The 18,770-nt window shown below is 52.6% G+C and carries 14 protein-coding genes; 7 read left to right on the forward strand and 7 right to left on the reverse strand.

Annotated features, from left to right (window positions below):
* The 7 genes from fhuA to hrpB form a co-directional block, all read right to left on the reverse strand.
* Positions 1-2,250, reverse strand: coding sequence for a ferrichrome porin FhuA (gene fhuA / locus M4I31_RS19400; RefSeq protein ID WP_085048285.1), 2,250 nt, complete (start codon positions 2,248-2,250; stop codon positions 1-3).
* Positions 2,251-2,457: 207 nt separating this feature from the next.
* Positions 2,458-3,432 carry a fimbrial protein gene (locus M4I31_RS19405; RefSeq protein WP_139815564.1) on the reverse strand — a complete coding sequence of 325 codons (975 nt, stop codon included), beginning with the start codon at positions 3,430-3,432 and terminating at the stop codon, positions 2,458-2,460.
* A 29-nt stretch (positions 3,433-3,461) separates the two neighbouring features.
* The gene (locus M4I31_RS19410; protein WP_085048484.1) at positions 3,462-5,945 is read right to left on the reverse strand and encodes a fimbria/pilus outer membrane usher protein; all 2,484 of its coding nucleotides are present in this window, start codon (positions 5,943-5,945) and stop codon (positions 3,462-3,464) included.
* Positions 5,946-6,088: 143 nt separating this feature from the next.
* Entirely contained in the window at positions 6,089-6,802 is a 714-nt protein-coding gene (locus tag M4I31_RS19415) for a molecular chaperone (RefSeq protein ID WP_223851235.1), read from the reverse strand.
* Between the two features lie 43 nt (positions 6,803-6,845).
* Complete coding sequence (locus M4I31_RS19420) at positions 6,846-7,388, reverse strand: fimbrial protein (RefSeq protein ID WP_085048286.1); 543 nt, start codon at positions 7,386-7,388, stop codon at positions 6,846-6,848.
* A 365-nt stretch (positions 7,389-7,753) separates the two neighbouring features.
* Positions 7,754-10,294, reverse strand: coding sequence for a bifunctional glycosyl transferase/transpeptidase (gene mrcB, locus M4I31_RS19425; RefSeq protein WP_085048287.1), 2,541 nt, complete (start codon positions 10,292-10,294; stop codon positions 7,754-7,756).
* A gap of 135 nt (positions 10,295-10,429) precedes the next feature.
* A complete protein-coding gene (hrpB, locus tag M4I31_RS19430) occupies positions 10,430-12,859 on the reverse strand; it encodes an ATP-dependent helicase HrpB (protein WP_176281245.1) in 2,430 nt (809 codons plus the stop codon).
* Between the two features lie 73 nt (positions 12,860-12,932).
* On the opposite strand from hrpB, the gene thpR reads away from it, so the two are divergent.
* From thpR to panB, 7 genes are all read left to right on the forward strand, one after another.
* On the forward strand, positions 12,933-13,463 hold the full coding sequence (gene thpR / locus M4I31_RS19435) for an RNA 2',3'-cyclic phosphodiesterase (RefSeq protein WP_038637344.1): 531 nt from the start codon (positions 12,933-12,935) through the stop codon (positions 13,461-13,463).
* A 15-nt stretch (positions 13,464-13,478) separates the two neighbouring features.
* Positions 13,479-14,183, forward strand: coding sequence for a DNA/RNA nuclease SfsA (gene sfsA / locus M4I31_RS19440; RefSeq protein ID WP_038637342.1), 705 nt, complete (start codon positions 13,479-13,481; stop codon positions 14,181-14,183).
* A gap of 177 nt (positions 14,184-14,360) precedes the next feature.
* A complete protein-coding gene (dksA, locus tag M4I31_RS19445) occupies positions 14,361-14,816 on the forward strand; it encodes an RNA polymerase-binding protein DksA (RefSeq protein WP_003018625.1) in 456 nt (151 codons plus the stop codon).
* A 70-nt stretch (positions 14,817-14,886) separates the two neighbouring features.
* Positions 14,887-15,783 carry a tRNA glutamyl-Q(34) synthetase GluQRS gene (gene gluQRS, locus M4I31_RS19450; protein WP_085048290.1) on the forward strand — a complete coding sequence of 299 codons (897 nt, stop codon included), beginning with the start codon at positions 14,887-14,889 and terminating at the stop codon, positions 15,781-15,783.
* A gap of 71 nt (positions 15,784-15,854) precedes the next feature.
* Complete coding sequence (gene pcnB / locus M4I31_RS19455) at positions 15,855-17,249, forward strand: polynucleotide adenylyltransferase PcnB (RefSeq protein WP_204525718.1); 1,395 nt, start codon at positions 15,855-15,857, stop codon at positions 17,247-17,249.
* A gap of 110 nt (positions 17,250-17,359) precedes the next feature.
* The gene (gene folK, locus M4I31_RS19460; RefSeq protein ID WP_085048291.1) at positions 17,360-17,851 is read left to right on the forward strand and encodes a 2-amino-4-hydroxy-6-hydroxymethyldihydropteridine diphosphokinase; all 492 of its coding nucleotides are present in this window, start codon (positions 17,360-17,362) and stop codon (positions 17,849-17,851) included.
* 120 nt (positions 17,852-17,971) lie between these two features.
* On the forward strand, positions 17,972-18,763 hold the full coding sequence (panB, locus tag M4I31_RS19465) for a 3-methyl-2-oxobutanoate hydroxymethyltransferase (protein ID WP_023993177.1): 792 nt from the start codon (positions 17,972-17,974) through the stop codon (positions 18,761-18,763).
* Positions 18,764-18,770: the final 7 nt, after the last annotated feature.

Below are 18,770 nucleotides of genomic sequence, written 5' to 3' on the forward strand. Positions count from 1 at the left end.
TTAGAAACGGAAGGTTGCGGTTGCAACGACCTGACGTTCTGCGCCCCAGAAGCAGCCATAGGTGTTGAAGCAACTGGCGACATATTCACGATCAAGCAGGTTGTTCACATGCAGCGCCACGTTGGAGCCCGCCATGCCGACGCGCGCCAGATCGTATCGCACTAACGCATCCACCACCGTGTAGCTTCCCACTTTGAAGGAGTTTGCCGGATCGCCGTAGCTTGAACCGGTTAAACGAGCGCCGGTTCCCAGCGTCAGGCCAGAGAGCGCGCCGTCATAGATGGTGTAATCACCCCACAAGGATGCCATATGCTTTGGCACCTGAGCAGGCGTATTGCCTTTGTAGTTGGTGTCGGTGGTGTATTCCGCATCGGTGTAGGTATAAGAACCGACAACGTTAACGCTGGCAGACAGCGCCGCTTTTGCTTCAATTTCCACACCACGTGAACGAATTTCACCGCCTTCAACCGAGAAAAGCGATCCATTCGGGTCGGCCATCAAATTATTGGTTTTGGTGAGCTGGTATACCGCACCGGTCAACACGATCGGACGATCGCTCGGCACGTATTTCACGCCAGCTTCGTACTGCTTACCTTTGGATGGCGCAAAGATATTGCCGCTAGCCCCGGTCTGGGAAGCCGGTTCAAAAGATTCGCTATAGCTGAAATACGGAGTTACACCATTGTCAAACAGATAGTTAACACCGCCACGCCAGGTGAACTGTCTGTCATCACGGGAGTCCTGCACGCCAGATACGCGGTTCAGAGAATCCTGTTTAGCCCAGTCGTAACGACCACCCAGAGTAACCAGCACCTTATCCCACTGCATCTGATCCTGAGCGTACAGACCTGTTTGTTCCTGTTTATTCAGAACACGATACGGAGCACCTGGTCCAGGATGCGCGCCAAAATCAAAGTCGCTGCGGTCAAGGTTATAGATATCTGACGGCGCTACAGAACCAGCCCAACCAAACCAGGAGTTGATGTCGTTACGCATACGCATATAGTCAACGCCGGTCAGCAATGTGTGATCCAGGGAACCGGTAGCAAATTTGCTCTGCACCTGCGTATCAACAGCAAAGTTCTGCAATTTCTCATTATCGTCAACGTACTGACGAGTCAATGTATGATCCCAATCTGACTGAGGAACGCTGGCACAAGGACTGTTAGCCGGATCTTTTGTATAGAGCGGATCTGAGCACATGCCATAGCCATACACGCTGTTTTGCGAAACTTTGTTTTGCGCATAACGCAGATTCTGACGCACGGTAAAGGTGTCGTTAAATTCGTGGTCAAAGCTGTAGCCCACCATCTTCTCATTACGAGAGTAGGTATTGTTGTTTGCACCTTCGTTGAAATCGGTGGGCAGACGTGAACCGTTTGGCAGCTTAGATACGGTACCCTCTTTCGGCAACCAACCGTAATAACCGGTTTCAGGCTCGTTCTGGAAGTAGGAGAGGAAGGTGAAGTTTGTCTTATCATCCGGACGCCATGAGAACGATGGCGCGATAGCGTAGCGTTGCTCTTCTGCGCCCTGCTGCTGCGCATTAGCGGAACGCGCCAGGCCGGTCAGGCGGTATGAGTACACGCCATCGTCATCCAGCGCGTCGCTGAAATCAAACCCGGTCTGGAACAGGCTGTCAGTGCCCATTTTGAACTGAACTTCTTTCAGCGGTTCTGTCGTGGGGCGCTTGCTGACCATGTTCAACAACCCGCCAGGGTTGCTCTTTCCGTAAAGAACGGAAACCGGACCGCGCATCACTTCAGCGCGCTCCAGCATATAAGGATCGATTACCGCATCGTTGTAGAAGTTACCCTGCATCTTCAGGCCATTCAGATAGTTGTTCTGACTTTGGCCGTCTGCCGCGAATCCGCGAATAATCAGATAGTCATAGGTATTGGATGCGCCACGCGTACCCACGGCGACACCAGGAGTGTAGCTGAGCGCCTCTTTAACCGATTTCGGCTGATGTAACGCCATCTCTTCAGCGGTGACCACTGAAATAGACTGAGGAACTTTTTGAATCGGAGTATCGGTTTTGGTCGCCGTAGCAGACTGTCGTGCGGCGATGGTTGCCGCTGGCCCCCATGCACTTTCCTGCGGAGCAGGCGCTGCGGTTACGGTGATGGTTTCTTCTTTCGGTTGAACCGCCGCCTGTGCATAGACAGACATGCCGCTAACCGCTGTGGCTACCACAACTGCAATTTTACGCAGCGAGGAATTTGGCTGAGCAGTTTTAATACGCGCCATTGGTATTTCTCTGATGAAAGTGAATGATAACGTAAACGAGAATTATTCTTATAACGAGAGTATGATATTCGAAACGCTGTTGCGAGCGCAAGCAATACGCGCCCCTACTAAAACTAAGGGGTTAAGAAATAACCAGATTGGGAGAAGGGATATAGAAAGATGATGGAATTGGGTAATGACCTGCCAAATTTGGCAGGTCATTCACGTTTAGCGATAATAAACTTCAAACGTCGCGACGGCATCTACCTGCCCGGCTTTGACCGTCCCCGTTTTGACATAACGCGCCTGAAGAGGAATAGTGATGGCCTGATTCTCTGTCGTTTTCGAGACAGCGGTATAATCCGTATCAAACTGGAGAACGTTGTTATTGTTATCAAGAATTTGAATCCCCACGCCTTCGGCAGCGTCCGTTCCGCTAGCAATACTAAGAATGTTACCGCTGGTTACCCCCGTCGACCCTGAGGTCGTAAACCGATAATCAACCTGTATATCGGCTTTACAGGCATCAAGCTGAATTTTGAAGGCATCATCTGAGACAACGTCTGAATAACCGTTGTTAAATTCACCCGTTGTGATCTGTTTAAGCGGTACGGAAATATTTTTCTCAACAAGGTTACAGGTGTTAGCCTGCACGTTTACGCTCACGGGGTTAAAGGTGAGTTGGGCAACCGTCTGGTTGTCATATACCCATTCGGCCAACAAACGGCTGGCATCAATAGTGCCGCTTTCAATGGGCCCGATGACAACAATCCTAATACCTATTCGGGGTGAAATAGTATATTCATAATCTTCTGTCATATCCTCAGCTTCAAAATAAGAGAGGATATAGTTACCGTCTGTAGCAAGCGATCTCCCGGTGTTGTTCCATTTTGCCTGAATACCGATGCCGGGAACGTTAGTTTTATAAACAGCTGACAGTCCAACACTATTTTCCCAACGGGTGCTCAGATACCTGTATCCTTTATAAATAGGAGCAACTCCCGTACATTTCAATTTAATCGCAGATCCAACCAGTTCTTGACTATAAAGTATCGTACCAGGCGTCGCATCCTGGCTTACCACCAACGCTGGTATGGTAAAAGGTCCAGGCCCAACACCGCCCTGAGTAAAAGAACAACTCGCCCAGCTGCTACCGCTAATCAGTAATAACAGCGCCCCTAAATAGCCTGGTTTAATATTCATTATAGATTCCTTTCTTTTAGAGTCAGTCTTCACTGGCACTGCACGTTTGCTTTATAAATACCTGCCGGTACTTCTTCAGGTATTGTCACGCTTCCAGCGCATCTTGCTTCTCGTCCATCGCCCCATTGCACGGTAAAGGTCTGGGTTCCCTTAAGTCCGGTGAGATAAACTTCACCGTCATCGCCCACAATGGCGGTGCTCTCCGACAGACTAAGCATCGCGCCAAAAGGCACGACGCCATGATTGCGCTTCAGCGTTATCAACGCACGCTTACCCGTGCGAGCAGTAAAATCCGCCGCAACGACCGCGCCTTTGGTAGGTGTTACGTCTAATGAGGAATCCTGAATATCAATGTCATCCCGTCCATACGTATTAACCGTTATCGTATTACGCCGATAATTTGTTAATGAAGGCACAACCGCATTGCCCCAATAATCGGTATAAACTCCCCACGAATTTTGGACTTTGACATTATTGCCATCAGCAATATGCACGATCGCAAAAGCATCCTGTATAGACGGGCCCAACGTGACTCCATGCGAATGCGCGACCACGCTACCCTGTGCGCTATAGCTCCACTGCTTGTTATCTTTCTGATAACTGTAGCTGGAACTGAACTCGCCCACCGAAGCGCGATAGCGCGATGAGAGATATGCGCCATTGCCAGCATCACTATTGGTGTAGGTTTGCTGAAGGTTATAGCTTAAATTGTTATCTTCCAGCAGCGTGCCGCTAATCCCCACTTGATGCGATGTATTGCCATGTCTGGTGCTGTTCATATTATAAGTAGCCCATGAATTCGACAGCCAACGCGCCAAAGGTACATTAATGGAAAAGGCAATCTGCTGATCGTCAGTCGTCGAAGGCGTCTTCGTCAGGTTGTAGTTCACCGACCAGTTGATTCCCTGCCAACTGCTACTGTAGCCAAGGCTAATACTGCGTTCATACCCGTCCATCCCCCAGTAATCCTGCTGATATGCATTGGCATAAACCGAGCCCCATGAATGCAGCGACTGAGAAAGGCTAAACTGCTGACGACTACGACGATTATTGGTGCTGCGATAACTGTAAATATCGTCGCTATCATAGTTATTGTTGCGCTGATCCAGCGCTTCCTGGAAGGTGTAAAAACCCGATGTGGAGTAGCGATAGCTAGCCAGCGTCACGGTCGTATCGGTCAGCGGGAAATCTTTGGCATACTGAGCCCGCCATGATTGACCACGAGCGTCGTCGCGATCGTCATTAAACGCGGTTTTGGCGGCAGTAACGTCCGTCGAAAGTGAACCAAACTGCTGAAGATCGACCCCCATTCCTACTAAGGCTGAATGGTACATCGATGCACCTAGCATACCGCCATAAGCGGTCATGCCGTAGGGTAAACCATAGATGAGTGTCGCCTGGCCGAATCCCGGTTCTTCACCATTATCGACATCACGATACTTCCCCGCCGCCAAGCTGTATTTCATCGCCCCTTCTCGCAGCATAATCGGTACTGAAGAACTGGCCTGAATAAAGCTGCGCTCCGTACCATCGGCTTCCTGAACCGTCACCTCAAGATCGGCCCCTGCCGTCACCTGACTCAGGTCGCGAATTTCAAATGGCCCGGGAGAAACATTCGTCTGATAGATGACATAACCATTTTGTTTGACGGTTACTTTGGCATCACTGTTTGCAATCCCGCGAACCACTGGCGCAAAACCCTGTAGGCTGCTCGGCAACATACTGGTGTCGGTTTCGAGTTTGATCCCTGTCATCTGTACGCTGTCAAACAGTTCGCCATTGGTCGAGGTCTGCCCAGCTTCAAACTGGCTGCGCAACGGTTTAATGTCGCGTTGCAGCGAGGTATTGATCGATTGCCAGCCGTCATCCTGGCCCCAGGTTCCCATATTATGCAGTCGCCACGGTCCAAGGTTTATCCCTGAATTCAAACTCACCCAATTTGAAGAACTTTCATCCCCATTAAATCGTTGATGAGAACCGGAGATGTAGTAACTCGTCCATAGCGCAGGAATACCGTCGTCCCAGTATTTTGGATTAGTATCGCCTGAGATCTGAGTATTTCGGTACATTTGCGGTATACGCAATTGCAACACCTGGGTATCAGCACTAAAGTCATAACGGGCCTCAGGTATATATTCGCTGATGTCCCCCACAGGTGAATTATCATCAAGCAGATTCAGTGCCGGAACGGTGTCAACTTTAACGCCCAACTCGCGCAATTCTGCTTTAGTGAACTGCGGCACCAGCTTTTTGCCGTCCTTCGAAAGGAGAAAATTGATATTTCTTTTATCAATAAATTCCTGATCCCAAACCACAGAAGTGAGATAGTTACCAGGTAACAGGCCACTGTTATGTAAATAAGCGGCCAGCGCGCCCGTATTTTCTAATGGAGTATCGGTTTCGAGTGCACTAAGGTTAAAATAATCGTCGGCATACCCTGGAGCACTTGCTGCCAGTATTGCCAAGGTCAACGAATTAAAAGTAAATGTGCGCAAGACGCGAATTGAAAACATATTGCCCATCCGATGGCTAGTTTATTTTTTACGAAGACATGGATCCTTTAAGATCTTCACCTTTTAATTTATTAAAGACATCAGTATTCAATGAACGATGTAATAATCATATTATGAGCAGCGGGGTTTATATTGGCTGAGCTCTACAGTGACTGCTTACGTTGTTCAGTCTCAGAGCCATAATCATTAATAGCGGTCCAGCTAACCTGTCCTTTGGCACCAGAAGGCAGGGGATAACGCTGCTCGCCAAAAGGTGCAATCATCATGCTTAATGCAGAAGGTACATCCTGATTTTTAGCCTGTTGAATTTCTTTCCCGCCGACAGTGAGCTGGCCAAAAGTCACATAAAATGGCGTAGGGTTTTTAATCACAAGCTGATTGTTATTATGACTAAACTGTAGCGACTGCCAGGCATTCTTAGCCGCGTGATCGCTTAAAGCCTTTGGGCGATAAAATAATTTAACTTTCGTTTTAATCGCAAGCTGCAAGGTGTTGTTATCTCTCAACGCTTCCGGAATGGCAGATACCGATTTCACATTTGCCATAAACAGGGATTCACGATCCTGAGGTAAGGCGCTTTTATCACCGGTATACACGACATGCAGCAGCGTCTGGCGATTTTCTTCCAGCTTGTAAATCGGTGGGGTAATAACAAATGGTGCTTTACTGTCATCAACGTTACTCACCCAGCTTTGAACCAGGTAACGTTTATCATTATCTTTATTTTTTAATGTAACTTGTACTTCAGCCTGGCTGGCCGGATAAATAATACGTGTGCCGCTAATGACCACACCAGCTTGTGCAATGTTCATAAGAAAAAGCGATAAAAAAGAGAAGATACCTAACTGTCTTTTCATTTTTCATTCCATTGAAAGACTGGCCCTTTCAGGCCAATCAATATTAACGATACATCAGAGTATATGTTGCCTGTGCGCTATAATCGCCGGTAGTTGGTAATGTTGAGCCCACCTGAATGACTTCTGCGGTATAGTTAAAGACAATACTGCCACTGTTAGATTTATTGGTTGCCGATTCCGGATCTGAACCATCAAATTTTATGTAGTTGCTGCTATTCTCCGGTAATAAACGAACACCGAGATTCTTCGCACTACCACTCGCTTGCAGGACTTCATCGTCATAGCCCGTAATACGTGTGCCATTAAATTTAATATTCAGATTACTAATTGCAGAATCACAAGCACCAACTGTAATCGCAAAACTCTGAGAATCACCCACTTTCTTATCAGCGCCAAACGCAGTCTGGCTCAAAGGGTTAAATGTCACCGTACCGCTGGTAGTTGCGCCATTGACATCCACGGTGCAGGTGTCGGGAATAATTTTGCCTGTAAACGTGACAGTTCCTGTATCAACCGCTAAGGCATGAGTCGCCACAGTTGCAAGCAATAGTCCTGCAAACAAAGTGGAAATATGCTTCTTATACATAATGTATTCCTTACATATGCTAAATATTATTTATAACTAACAGAGAAAAGACAATGTCCATGTCTACAATAACAACAATCAAAAAGCAGACATTTTTTAGGGACAACGTTAATTCATAAATATTATATTACATTTAATATCATAATATTATCATCAGGAACACAATTCATATCCGAGATATGCATAATCAATTGTTTTTAAAGAAAATAATCAATTATGAAATATAATAAACAAATAGTTAAGGAAATCTAAAATAAATTAAAAAAATAATTACCAACAACACATTACTGAAATAAATAATAAAGACAGGAGGGTAAACGCCAATCTGGCTCCCTACTGAGTAAGGGAACCAGATGACGCATTGATTAGTTTCCGCCGAACATATCCTTAATCCAGCCCGCTACGCCGTCGCTGTCTTTCTTCTCTTGCTGCGCCGGTTGCTGCTGTTGAGGCTGCTGTTGCTGCGGCTGTTGAGAAGATTGATCGAACGGATTACCCGACTGCTGCAGCATTTCCCCCTGCTGACACAGTGAGTCAGGATCGGTGGTCCATACTGGCAGCGTGCGCATCCCACCACTACACACGAAGTTGCCGTCATAGTCCACGCCCATATCCACCACATCCTCCGGTGGCGTCAGCACCAGCGGGGTTGGAGTCTGGTTAGCCAGATAACGCTGATAAATCGACATCGCGCCGCTGGCACCGTACAGCTTGGTTGGCTGGTTGTTATCACGGCCCACCCAGGTGATGGTCACCTGGCTGCCGTCAATCCCGGCGAACCAGGTATCGACGTTGTTGTTGGTGGTCCCGGTTTTACCCGCCAGATGCAGCCCAGGATACTTCGCGCCAAGCTGGCGGCCTGTACCACGCTGAACCACCTGCTGCATGGTCCACAGCGTCATATACGCCGCCTGCGCCGGAACGGCACGCTCAGCCTGCGGGAAGCTCTGGTACAACACCGTGCCATCTTCGGCAATCACCGAACGCAGCGCCGACAGCGGCGCGCGGTTCCCACCGCTGGCAATAGTCTGGAACGCCTGCGCCACTTCGATTGGCGTCAGGTTCAGCGCCCCCAGCAGCATAGCCGGAACCGGGTTAAGCTGATCTTTCGGCGCGCCCAGCTTCAGCCAGGTATCGGTCACGGCAGGCAGGCCCAGCGCCATCCCCAGATTCACCGTGGGTACGTTCATTGAGCGCGTTAACGCGTCCACCAGCATCACTTTACCGCTTTCGCTATAGCGACGGTCATCGTTCTGCGGCGACCACACCTGGCCGTTCGGCTGACGCAGCGCAATTGGCGCATCGGCAATCCAGGTATTCAGGCGGTACAGCTTCGGCTGGCTAAGTGCCGTCAGATAGGTCGCCGGCTTCGCCAGAGAACCAATTGAACGACGCGCCTGCATCGCACGGTTATAGCCCGCAAACTGCGGCTCTGCCCCGCCAACCATGGCGCGAACTTCACCGCTAAAGCGATCAACCACCACAATCGCCGTTTCCAGATCGCTCAGCTTACGTTGTTTCTTCAGCACCGGAATGCCTTCCACCGCCGCTTTTTCTGCAGCGTCCTGCGCCACGGAATCAAAGGTGGTGAAAATTTTCACGCCGGAGAGATCTTTAACTTTATCGCCGAGCTTCGCCTGTAGCTCCTGACGCACCATCTGCATAAACGCTGGCTGCGGGGAGATCACCCCGCCGCGCGGTTGCACGCCTAACGGACGCGCGCTCAGCATGTCATACAGATCCTGGTCGATAATCTGCTGCTGTTGCAGCAGACGCAGCACCAGGTTACGACGCTCCAGCGCCAGCTTCGGGTTACGCCACGGGTTATAAATCGACGCCCCTTTCACCATCCCAACCAGCAGTGCTTGTTGGTCGAGGCTTAACTCTTCCACCGGACGTCCGAAGTAATACAAGCTCGCCAGCGGGAAGCCACGGATCTCGTTGTCACCGCTCTGGCCGAGATAGACTTCGTTCATGTACAGCTCAAGAATGCGGTCTTTGCTGTAACGCGCATCCATGATCAGCGCCATATAGGCTTCGTTGGCTTTACGCCAGTAGGAGCGCTCGCTGGAGAGGAACAGGTTCTTCACCAACTGCTGGGTCAGCGTACTGGCCCCCTGTACCGTACGACCTGCCGTCAGGTTCGCCAGCACCGCACGGCCAATGGAATAGAGACTGATCCCGTCGTGCTCATAGAAGTGACGGTCTTCTGTCGCCAATAGCGTGTCCACCAGCAGATCAGGGAAGCCGCTACGCGGGACAAACAGACGCTGCTCGCCGTTTGGTGAAGAGAGCATGGTGATCAGACGCGGATCGAGACGGAAGAAACCGAACTGGCGGTTGTTATCCATATTCTCGATGGTGTCCAGATGATCGCCGTCAAAGGTCAGACGCGCGCGCACCTGCCCTTCTTTGCTGTCCGGGAAGTCAAACGGGCGACGAATCATCTCAATGCTCTTCGCCTGTACGGTGAATTCGCCCGGACGCGTCATCTTCGTCACCTGACGATACTGCGTGGCCTCCAGCAGCTTCACCATCTCGTTCTTGCCAATGGGCATTTCTGGCTCAAGGTTAACCATGCGGCCATATACCGCCGCCGGAAGTTGCCAGACTTTGCCATCAATACGGCTACGAATTTTTTGGTCCAGATACACGCCGTAAATGGCGATCAGCACCAAAAAGACAATCGACAGTTTTACCAGCAGCCAGAACCAGCCGCGCTTACCACGAGGCTTACGCCCTTTGCCCTTACCCTTACGCGGCATCGGTTCTTCATCCTCATAGTCATCATCATCATAATCGTCGTCATACTCTTCATCTCTGAGTTGACGACGGCTCACCTTTTGTTTTACCGGACGCGATGGTTTCCCTTTACGTCCAATTGGCTCGCGGTCATTCCCCGCCATGCTTTTTCTCCGCAACATTCAGGCGCAAAGGCCCGATTCTCTGTTCTTCCGTCCTGCGACAGAAGAAGAAATCTCTCAATTATTACCGCTCTTTCGCCGGATGCGGCATAACGCCTTATCCGGCCTACAGTTACATTACGAATACTTTTTGGTGCGCCGCGTTGGCGCGGTATTCGCCGGATCGTCCGGCCAGACGTGTTTCGGATAACGCCCTTTCATCTCTTTTTGCACCTCGCGGTACGATCCCTGCCAGAACGCGCTCAGATCGCTGGTCACCTGTAGCGGTCGTTGGGCCGGAGACAGCAGCTCCAGCACCAACGGAACGCGGCCCTGAGCGATGGTTGGAGTCCTCGCTTCGCCAAACATTTCCTGCATCCGCACCGCCAGCGCAGGAGGATTATCTTCATGATAGCGAATGGCAATCCGACTCCCCGTCGGCACAGTGTAATGCGCCGGCAGTTCACTATCCAGACGTTGCAGCATTGACCAGTCCAGCAAACCGCGCAATGCCTGACCCACATTTAATGCTTTTAACGCGCGTAAAGAGTGCACACCGCTCATGTGCGGCAACAGCCAGGTCTCCAGCGTCGCCAGCAGAGAATCTTCATCTACCGCGGGCCAGTCATATTCTGGCAACCAGGTCGCCGCACAGTGCAAACGCAGCCGAAACTGCTCGGCCTCCGGCGTCCAGTTGAGCATACTTAGCCCTTTATCGCGAATGCCATTCAACATCGCCTGGTGCAACTCCTCTTCCGAGGGTTTAGCCAGCGGCTGGACTTTTACCGTGAGCTGACCAATGCGCGAGCGGCGTAAGGCTTTTAATGTGCCCTGGGTTTCATCCCACTCGATAGTGTCGGACTGCTGGAGCAGTTCAGGACACGTCTGCATCAGCACGTCAATCTCCAGCGGCAGGGCCAGCAGAATACGCGCATCCGGCGAAGCGCTGCCCTGTAGCAACAACGGCGCTATCAGCCATTCATGGCGTCCGGAAGCGTCATCAGCATCCAACATTGCGCCCATACCATTAGCCAGTTGATAACGCCCTTCCTGCCCGCGTCGACGCGCGATCCGGTCGGCAAACGCCTGCGCCAGCAACGGGGAAAGCAGCGTACTGTCGGGCTGTCCGCTGCGAACATTGAGCCGTTTCAGCAATTGCTGGCTGCGCTGCTGCCAGGCGGGGTGATTGCGTGAAAACGCCGCAGCCAGATCGGTACAGCCACCACGCGGCGGCTCCTCCAGAATCGCTGCCAGTTTTGCCGCCGTTGCCGCTTCGGTATCATTGCTGGCGCTGACCAGCATCGCCGCCAGGCGAGGATCGTTCCCCAACATCGCCATTTTCTGCCCGCGAGCGCTGAGCCTGTCACCCGCAAGCGCACCCAGCATCTGCAACAGTTGTTTTGCCGCCTGCAGGTTGATAGCGGGCGGCGTATCCAGCCAGTTTAGTTGCGCGGGATCGGTGCATCCCCATTGCAGCAACTCAATTAGCAGCCCGGACAGATCGCTCTGTAATATCTCCGGCTCCCCTTGCGGGGCCGCTCTTTCCGCCTGTTCTTTGGCCAGCAGATGCAGACAAATTCCGGGTTCCAGACGCCCTGCGCGTCCCGCTCGCTGCGTCATCGAGGCTTGGCTAATGCGCTGGGTAATCAGTCGCGTCAGTCCAGTGCGCGCGTCATAGCGCGCCACGCGCTCCTGAGCGCAGTCTACCACCAGCCGAATACCTTCAATCGTTAAGCTGGTTTCAGCAATGTTGGTGGCCAGCACCACTTTGCGCTGGCCTTGCGGCGCGGGCAAAATCGCCTGACGCTGCTCGGCAAGCGTCAGCGCGCCATACAGTGGGCACAGCACAACATCGCTGCCCACACGCGTTGTCAGTTGCTCCTGCACGCGCTGGATTTCCCCAACGCCCGGTAAAAACAGCAGCAGCGACCCGCTTTCATAGCGCAGTAGCTCCGCCGTGGCTATCGCCACCGCTTCGTCAAAACGCAGATGTGCCGCCAGCGGTTGATACCGTCGCTCGACCGGAAATGTGCGGCCTTCAGAGATAATCATGGGCGCATCGGGCAATAACTGCTGCAAGCGCCCGTTATCGAGCGTTGCGGACATGATCAACAGTTTCAGATCGTCACGCAGACCTTGCTGTACATCCAGCAGCAGCGCCAGCGCCAGGTCGGCCTGCAGACTCCGTTCGTGAAATTCATCGAGGATCACTAATCCGACGTCCGTGAGTTCGGGATCGCGTTGGATCATGCGCGTCAGGACGCCTTCCGTCACCACTTCCAGCCGGGTCTGCGGCCCCACGCAGCTTTGCGCGCGCATGCGATACCCCACGGTCTCGCCGGGCTTTTCGTTCAGCAACTCCGCCAACCGCTGCGCCACATTGCGTGCCGCCAGACGGCGCGGCTCCAGCAAAATTATCCGCCCCTTGATGCCACCATGCTCAAGCAGTCGCAACGGCAGCCAGGTCGATTTCCCGGCACCGGTCGGCGCGGTCAGCAGAACCTGCGGCGAGGCATCAAGGGCGGTAAGCAGTGCAGGCACTACGGCGGCAACGGGCAACGACGTCACAAATGGCTCCAGAGGGTTAACATTCTTCGCGCTGCATTGTAGCATCGCGTTAATTCATAACCGAGTATCCATCATGTCTGAGCCAAAAAGGCTGTTCTTTGCGATTGAATTGCCTGCCGAGGTTCGGGAGCAGTTAATCCACTGGCGAGCCGCGCAGTTCCCTCCTGAAGCAGGCCGTCCCGTCGCCGCCGAGAATCTGCATCTGACGTTGGCCTTTTTAGGTGATGTCAGCGCAGAGAAGCAACAGGCGTTGTCGCAGCTAGCCGGACGCATTCGCCAGCCCGGTTTTACGCTCAAACTGGATGATGCCGGGCAATGGCTGCGTTCGCGAGTAGTGTGGCTGGGGATGCGTCAGCCGCCGCGCGGACTGTTACAACTGGCGAATATGCTGCGGGCGCAGGCCTCACGCAGCGGGTGCTATCAAAGCCCGCAGCCGTTTCACCCGCATATCACGCTGCTGCGCGATGCCGGACACGCGGTTCCCATTCCGCCCCCCGGCTTTGGCTGGTCGTTCCCGGTCACCGGGTTTGCGCTCTATTCCTCCACATTCACGCGGGGGCGTACGCGTTACACGCAGTTGCAACGCTGGATGCTGACTGAATAATCAAAGGGACTGTTCATGCAATTTTCTCCACCTTTACAACCCGCTACGCTCATCCAGCGCTACAAGCGCTTTTTAGCGGATGTGATCACACCGGATGGCACAACGTTAACGTTACACTGCCCAAATACCGGCGCGATGACCGGATGCGCAACGCCAGGTGATACCGTCTGGTATTCAACATCAGAAAATACCAAACGGAAATATCCGCATACCTGGGAATTAACGCAAACGCAATCCGGGGCATTTATTTGTGTTAACACGCTGTGGGCGAACAGATTAGCGAAAGAGGCGATTCAGCAGTCGCTAATTTCAGAAGTTTCAGGCTATAGCATATTGAAAAGTGAAGTAAAATACGGCGCTGAAGGGAGTCGTATAGACTTTTTGTTACAGGCGGATTCCCGACCTGACTGCTATATTGAAGTGAAATCAGTCACGTTGGCGGAAAAAGATCAGGGTTATTTTCCCGATGCCATCACTGAACGAGGTCAGAAACATCTTCGGGAATTGATGAGCGTAGCGGCTGAAGGTAAGCGGGCGGTGATATTTTTCGCTGTGCTACATTCAGCCATTACACGGTTTTCACCCGCGCGCCATATTGATACGAAATATGCGCAATTATTGGTCGAAGCTCGGCAAAAGGGGGTCGAAATTCTGGTTTATAAAGCGGAACTTTCTGCCCATGGTATGACTCTTAAAGAGCCGTTGCCCATTACCTTGTAATGGTGTAAACATCTGGTTAATTAATATTCTGGGCGCGTGTGCAAATACGCTTTTCCTCACAGGGTTGTCAAGTGTTACGTTTAGATAATTGCTATCCGGAAAAGCATCTGCTATTTATAGCGACCTGATTTTTCCCCCGAACATGGGGATCGATAGTGCGTGTTAAGGAGAAGCAACATGCAAGAAGGGCAAAACCGTAAAACATCGTCCCTGAGTATTCTCGCCATCGCTGGGGTGGAGCCGTACCAGGAGAAACCGGGCGAAGAGTATATGAACGAAGCCCAGCTGTCGCACTTCAGGCGTATTCTTGAGGCATGGCGTAATCAACTTAGGGATGAAGTCGATCGCACCGTATCTCATATGCAAGACGAAGCGGCTAACTTCCCTGATCCGGTGGACCGCGCCGCGCAGGAAGAAGAATTCAGCCTTGAGCTGCGTAACCGTGACCGTGAGCGCAAACTGATCAAAAAGATCGAGAAGACGCTGAAGAAGGTAGAAGACGAAGATTTCGGCTACTGCGAATCATGCGGCGTAGAAATTGGTATTCGCCGTCTGGAAGCGCGTCCGACAGCCGATCTGTGTATCGACTGCAAAACGCTGGCAGAAATCCGCGAAAAACAAATGGCAGGTTAATTCCGGTCATTTTTACCACGTTTACTACAGGCGGGAGTTTCTCCCGCCTTATTATTTGTTAGTCCGCAAAATGAGCGATTCACACTATATTGGCCGCTTCGCCCCCTCCCCTTCCGGCGAACTGCACTTCGGTTCACTCATTGCCGCCCTCGGGAGCTACCTGCAGGCCCGTGCCCGGCGCGGCATCTGGCGAGTACGTATTGAAGACATTGACCCCCCTCGTGAAGTTCCCGGTGCTGCAGAGACGATTCTGCGTCAGCTGGAACATTACGGCCTGCACTGGGATGGCGAAATTTTATGGCAGTCCCAGCGTCATGACGCCTACCGAGAGGCGCTTAGCTGGCTGCATCAGCAGGATCTGAGCTATTACTGCACCTGTACACGGGCGCGTATTCAAAGCGTCGGCGGTATTTACGACGGCCACTGCCGTGAGTTACGCCTCGGGCCAGAGCAGGCGGCTGTCCGCATCAATCAACGCCGCCCCGTGCTGCAGTTTACTGACCGGCTACGCGGTGTAATTCAGGCTGACCCGCAACTTGCTGGCGAAGATTTTATTATTCACCGCCGCGACGGGCTGTTTGCCTATAACCTCGCGGTAGTGGTAGATGACCATTTCCAGGGCGTGACGGAAATTGTGCGCGGCGCCGATCTCATAGAACCGACGGTGCGGCAAATTTCGTTGTATCAGCAGTTTGGCTGGCAGGCGCCAGACTATATTCATCTGCCGCTGGCGCTTAACGAACAAGGCGCTAAACTTTCCAAACAAAATCATGCACCTGCCCTGCCGCAAGGCGATCCACGTCCGGTGATTATTGCCGCGCTGCGCTTTCTCGGCCAGCGTGCGGATATCGCGTGGCAGGAAATGCAGGTCGATCAGATCCTTCAGTTTGCCGTCAAAAACTGGAGTCTGACAACGGTGCCAGAATCAGCGATCGTAAATACGCCATTCTCAAATGCGCCACGCTGAGCTATGATTAGCCGCTATTTTTACACAGCAACACTTGTTCTGATTGAAGTTTGACACTACCGAGGTGCACTATTTTTACCCGAGTCGCTAATTTTTGCCGCAAGGTGCTAAGCCGCGAGGAGCGCGAGGCCGAGCTTGCCGTCGCCCGTCCACATATGACGGTAATCCCGCGTGAGCAGCACTCAATCTCCCGCAAAGATATCAGTGAAAATGCCCTGAAGGTAATGTACAGGCTCAATAAGGCTGGATACGAGGCATGGCTGGTTGGCGGGGGCGTGCGCGATCTTTTGCTGGGCAAAAAGCCAAAAGATTTTGATGTCACCACTAACGCAACGCCGGATCAGGTGCGAAAACTGTTTCGCAACTGTCGTCTGGTCGGTCGCCGTTTCCGCCTTGCGCATGTGATGTTTGGCCCGGAAATTATCGAAGTGGCGACCTTTCGCGGCCATCATGAAGGCAGCGAAGCCGATCGCACCACGTCGCAACGCGGGCAAAACGGTATGCTGCTGCGCGATAACATCTTTGGCTCCATTGAAGAAGATGCCCAGCGTCGCGATTTCACGATCAACAGCCTGTATTACAGCGTGGCCGATTTCACCGTGCGTGATTACGTCGGTGGCATGCAGGATCTCGAAGAAGGCATCATTCGCCTGATCGGTAATCCGGAAACGCGCTATCGCGAAGATCCCGTACGTATGCTGCGCGCCGTGCGCTTTGCCGCCAAGCTCGACATGCGTATCAGCCCGGAAACCGCAGAGCCGATCCCGCGTCTGGCAACGCTGTTGAACGACATTCCTCCCGCACGCCTGTTTGAAGAAGCGCTTAAGCTGTTACAGGCGGGCTATGGGTATGAAACCTATAAAAAACTGCGTGAGTACAGCCTGTTCCAGCCGTTGTTCCCAACCATTACGCGCTACTTCACCGAAGACGGTGACAGCCCGATGGAACGCATTATCGCCCAGGTGCTGAAGAATACCGATAACCGCATTAACAATGATATGCGCGTTAACCCGGCGTTCTTGTTCGCCGCCATGTTCTGGTATCCGTTACTGGAAGCCGCGCAGAAAATCGCGCAAGAAAGCGGCCTGGCCTATTACGACGCTTTCGCACTGGCAATGAATGACGTACTCGACGAAGCCTGTCGCTCGCTGGCAATCCCGAAACGATTAACCTCGCTGACCCGCGATATTTGGCAGTTGCAGTTACGCATGTCCCGTCGTCAGGGCAAACGCGCCTGGAAGCTGATGGAACATCCGAAGTTCCGCGCCGCCTACGACCTGCTGGCCCTGCGTGCAGAAGTGGAAAACAATGCCGAGCTGCAGCGTCTGGCTCAATGGTGGGGTGAATTCCAGGTTTCAGCGCCGCCGGAGCAAAAAGGCATGCTGAACGAGCTGGATGAAGAGCCTGAACGTCGTCGTCATCGTCGCCCACGTAAACGCGCGCCACGCCGCGAGGGCTCCGCGTGACCAATCGCGAATACCCAATGGATTTCGGGTTGCATCAAGGCGGCGACACAGCGAACTCCCGGGAGCGTACATCAGTACGTGAGTGGGATGAGCGAGGAAAGCCAACACAGATGCAGCTTGAAAGACGACGGGTATATATCGCTATTGGCAGCAACCTCGCCTCCCCGCTGGAGCAGGTGAATGCTGCCGTACAGGCGATCGGTGAAATTCCCGACAGCCGCATTGTGGCCGTCTCTTCATTTTACCGCACACCGCCATTAGGCCCACAGGATCAGCCCGATTACCTGAACGCCGCCGTGGCGCTGGATACCGCTCTCGCCCCAGAAGAATTGCTTAACCATACCCAGCGCATTGAGCTGCAGCAGGGGCGTGTGCGCAAGGCCGAACGCTGGGGTCCGCGTACGCTGGATCTCGACATTATGCTGTTTGGCAATGAAGTGATTAACACCGACCGTCTGACCGTGCCGCACTACGACATGAAAAACCGGGGCTTTATGCTGTGGCCGCTGTTTGAGATCGCCCCTGATCTGATCTTTCCGGATGGTATCAGCTTGCATCAGCATCTCACCGATCTTGGTGCGGCAAAACCCGTCCACTGGTAAAACATAGCCTCCCCTTTAGCGTTTACTGCTTTAGCGCCAAACGATTGCTTAAATCAATTGCCCCCCTGAATGTGACTGTTAGAATGCCGGTAAATATGACTTTCATCATCAGGAAATGTTATGAAACCGACCACCATTTCGCTGTTACAGAAATGCAAACAGGAAAAGAAACGCTTCGCCACCATTACCGCGTACGATTACAGCTTCGCCAAATTATTCGCCGATGAAGGCATCAACGTGATGCTGGTGGGCGACTCACTGGGCATGACAATTCAGGGGCACGACTCCACCCTGCCGGTCACCGTGGAAGATATCGCCTACCACACCCGCGCCGTTCGCCGTGGCGCGCCGAACTGCCTGCTGCTCTCCGACCTACCGTTTATGGCTTATGCCACGCCGGAACAGGCGTTTGAAAACGCGGCCATCGTGATGCGTGCGGGGGCCAATATGGTCAAGATTGAAGGCGGCGCATGGCTCGTTGACACGGTGAAAATGCTCACCGAACGCGCCGTCCCGGTTTGTGGCCATCTGGGGCTGACGCCGCAATCGGTGAATATCTTCGGCGGCTATAAAATTCAGGGCCGCGGCGACGCCGGGCAGGTACTGCTGGATGACGCGCTGGCCTTAGAAGCGGCAGGCGCTCAACTGTTGGTGCTGGAATGCGTGCCGGTTGAACTGGCGAAGCGCGTTACTGAAGCGCTGTCGATTCCGGTGATCGGCATCGGCGCGGGCAACGTCACCGATGGTCAGATCCTGGTAATGCACGATGCGTTTGGCATCACCGGCGGTCATATTCCAAAATTCGCGAAAAATTTCCTTGCCGAAGCGGGCGACATGCGCGCCGCCGTACGGCAGTATATGGCAGAAGTGGAGTCCGGCGTTTATCCGGGCGAAGAACACAGTTTCCATTAAGGAGTCC

The sequence above is a fragment of the Citrobacter sp. XT1-2-2 genome (assembly GCF_023516235.1).
Taxonomy (GTDB): Bacteria; Pseudomonadota; Gammaproteobacteria; order Enterobacterales; family Enterobacteriaceae; genus Citrobacter; species Citrobacter werkmanii.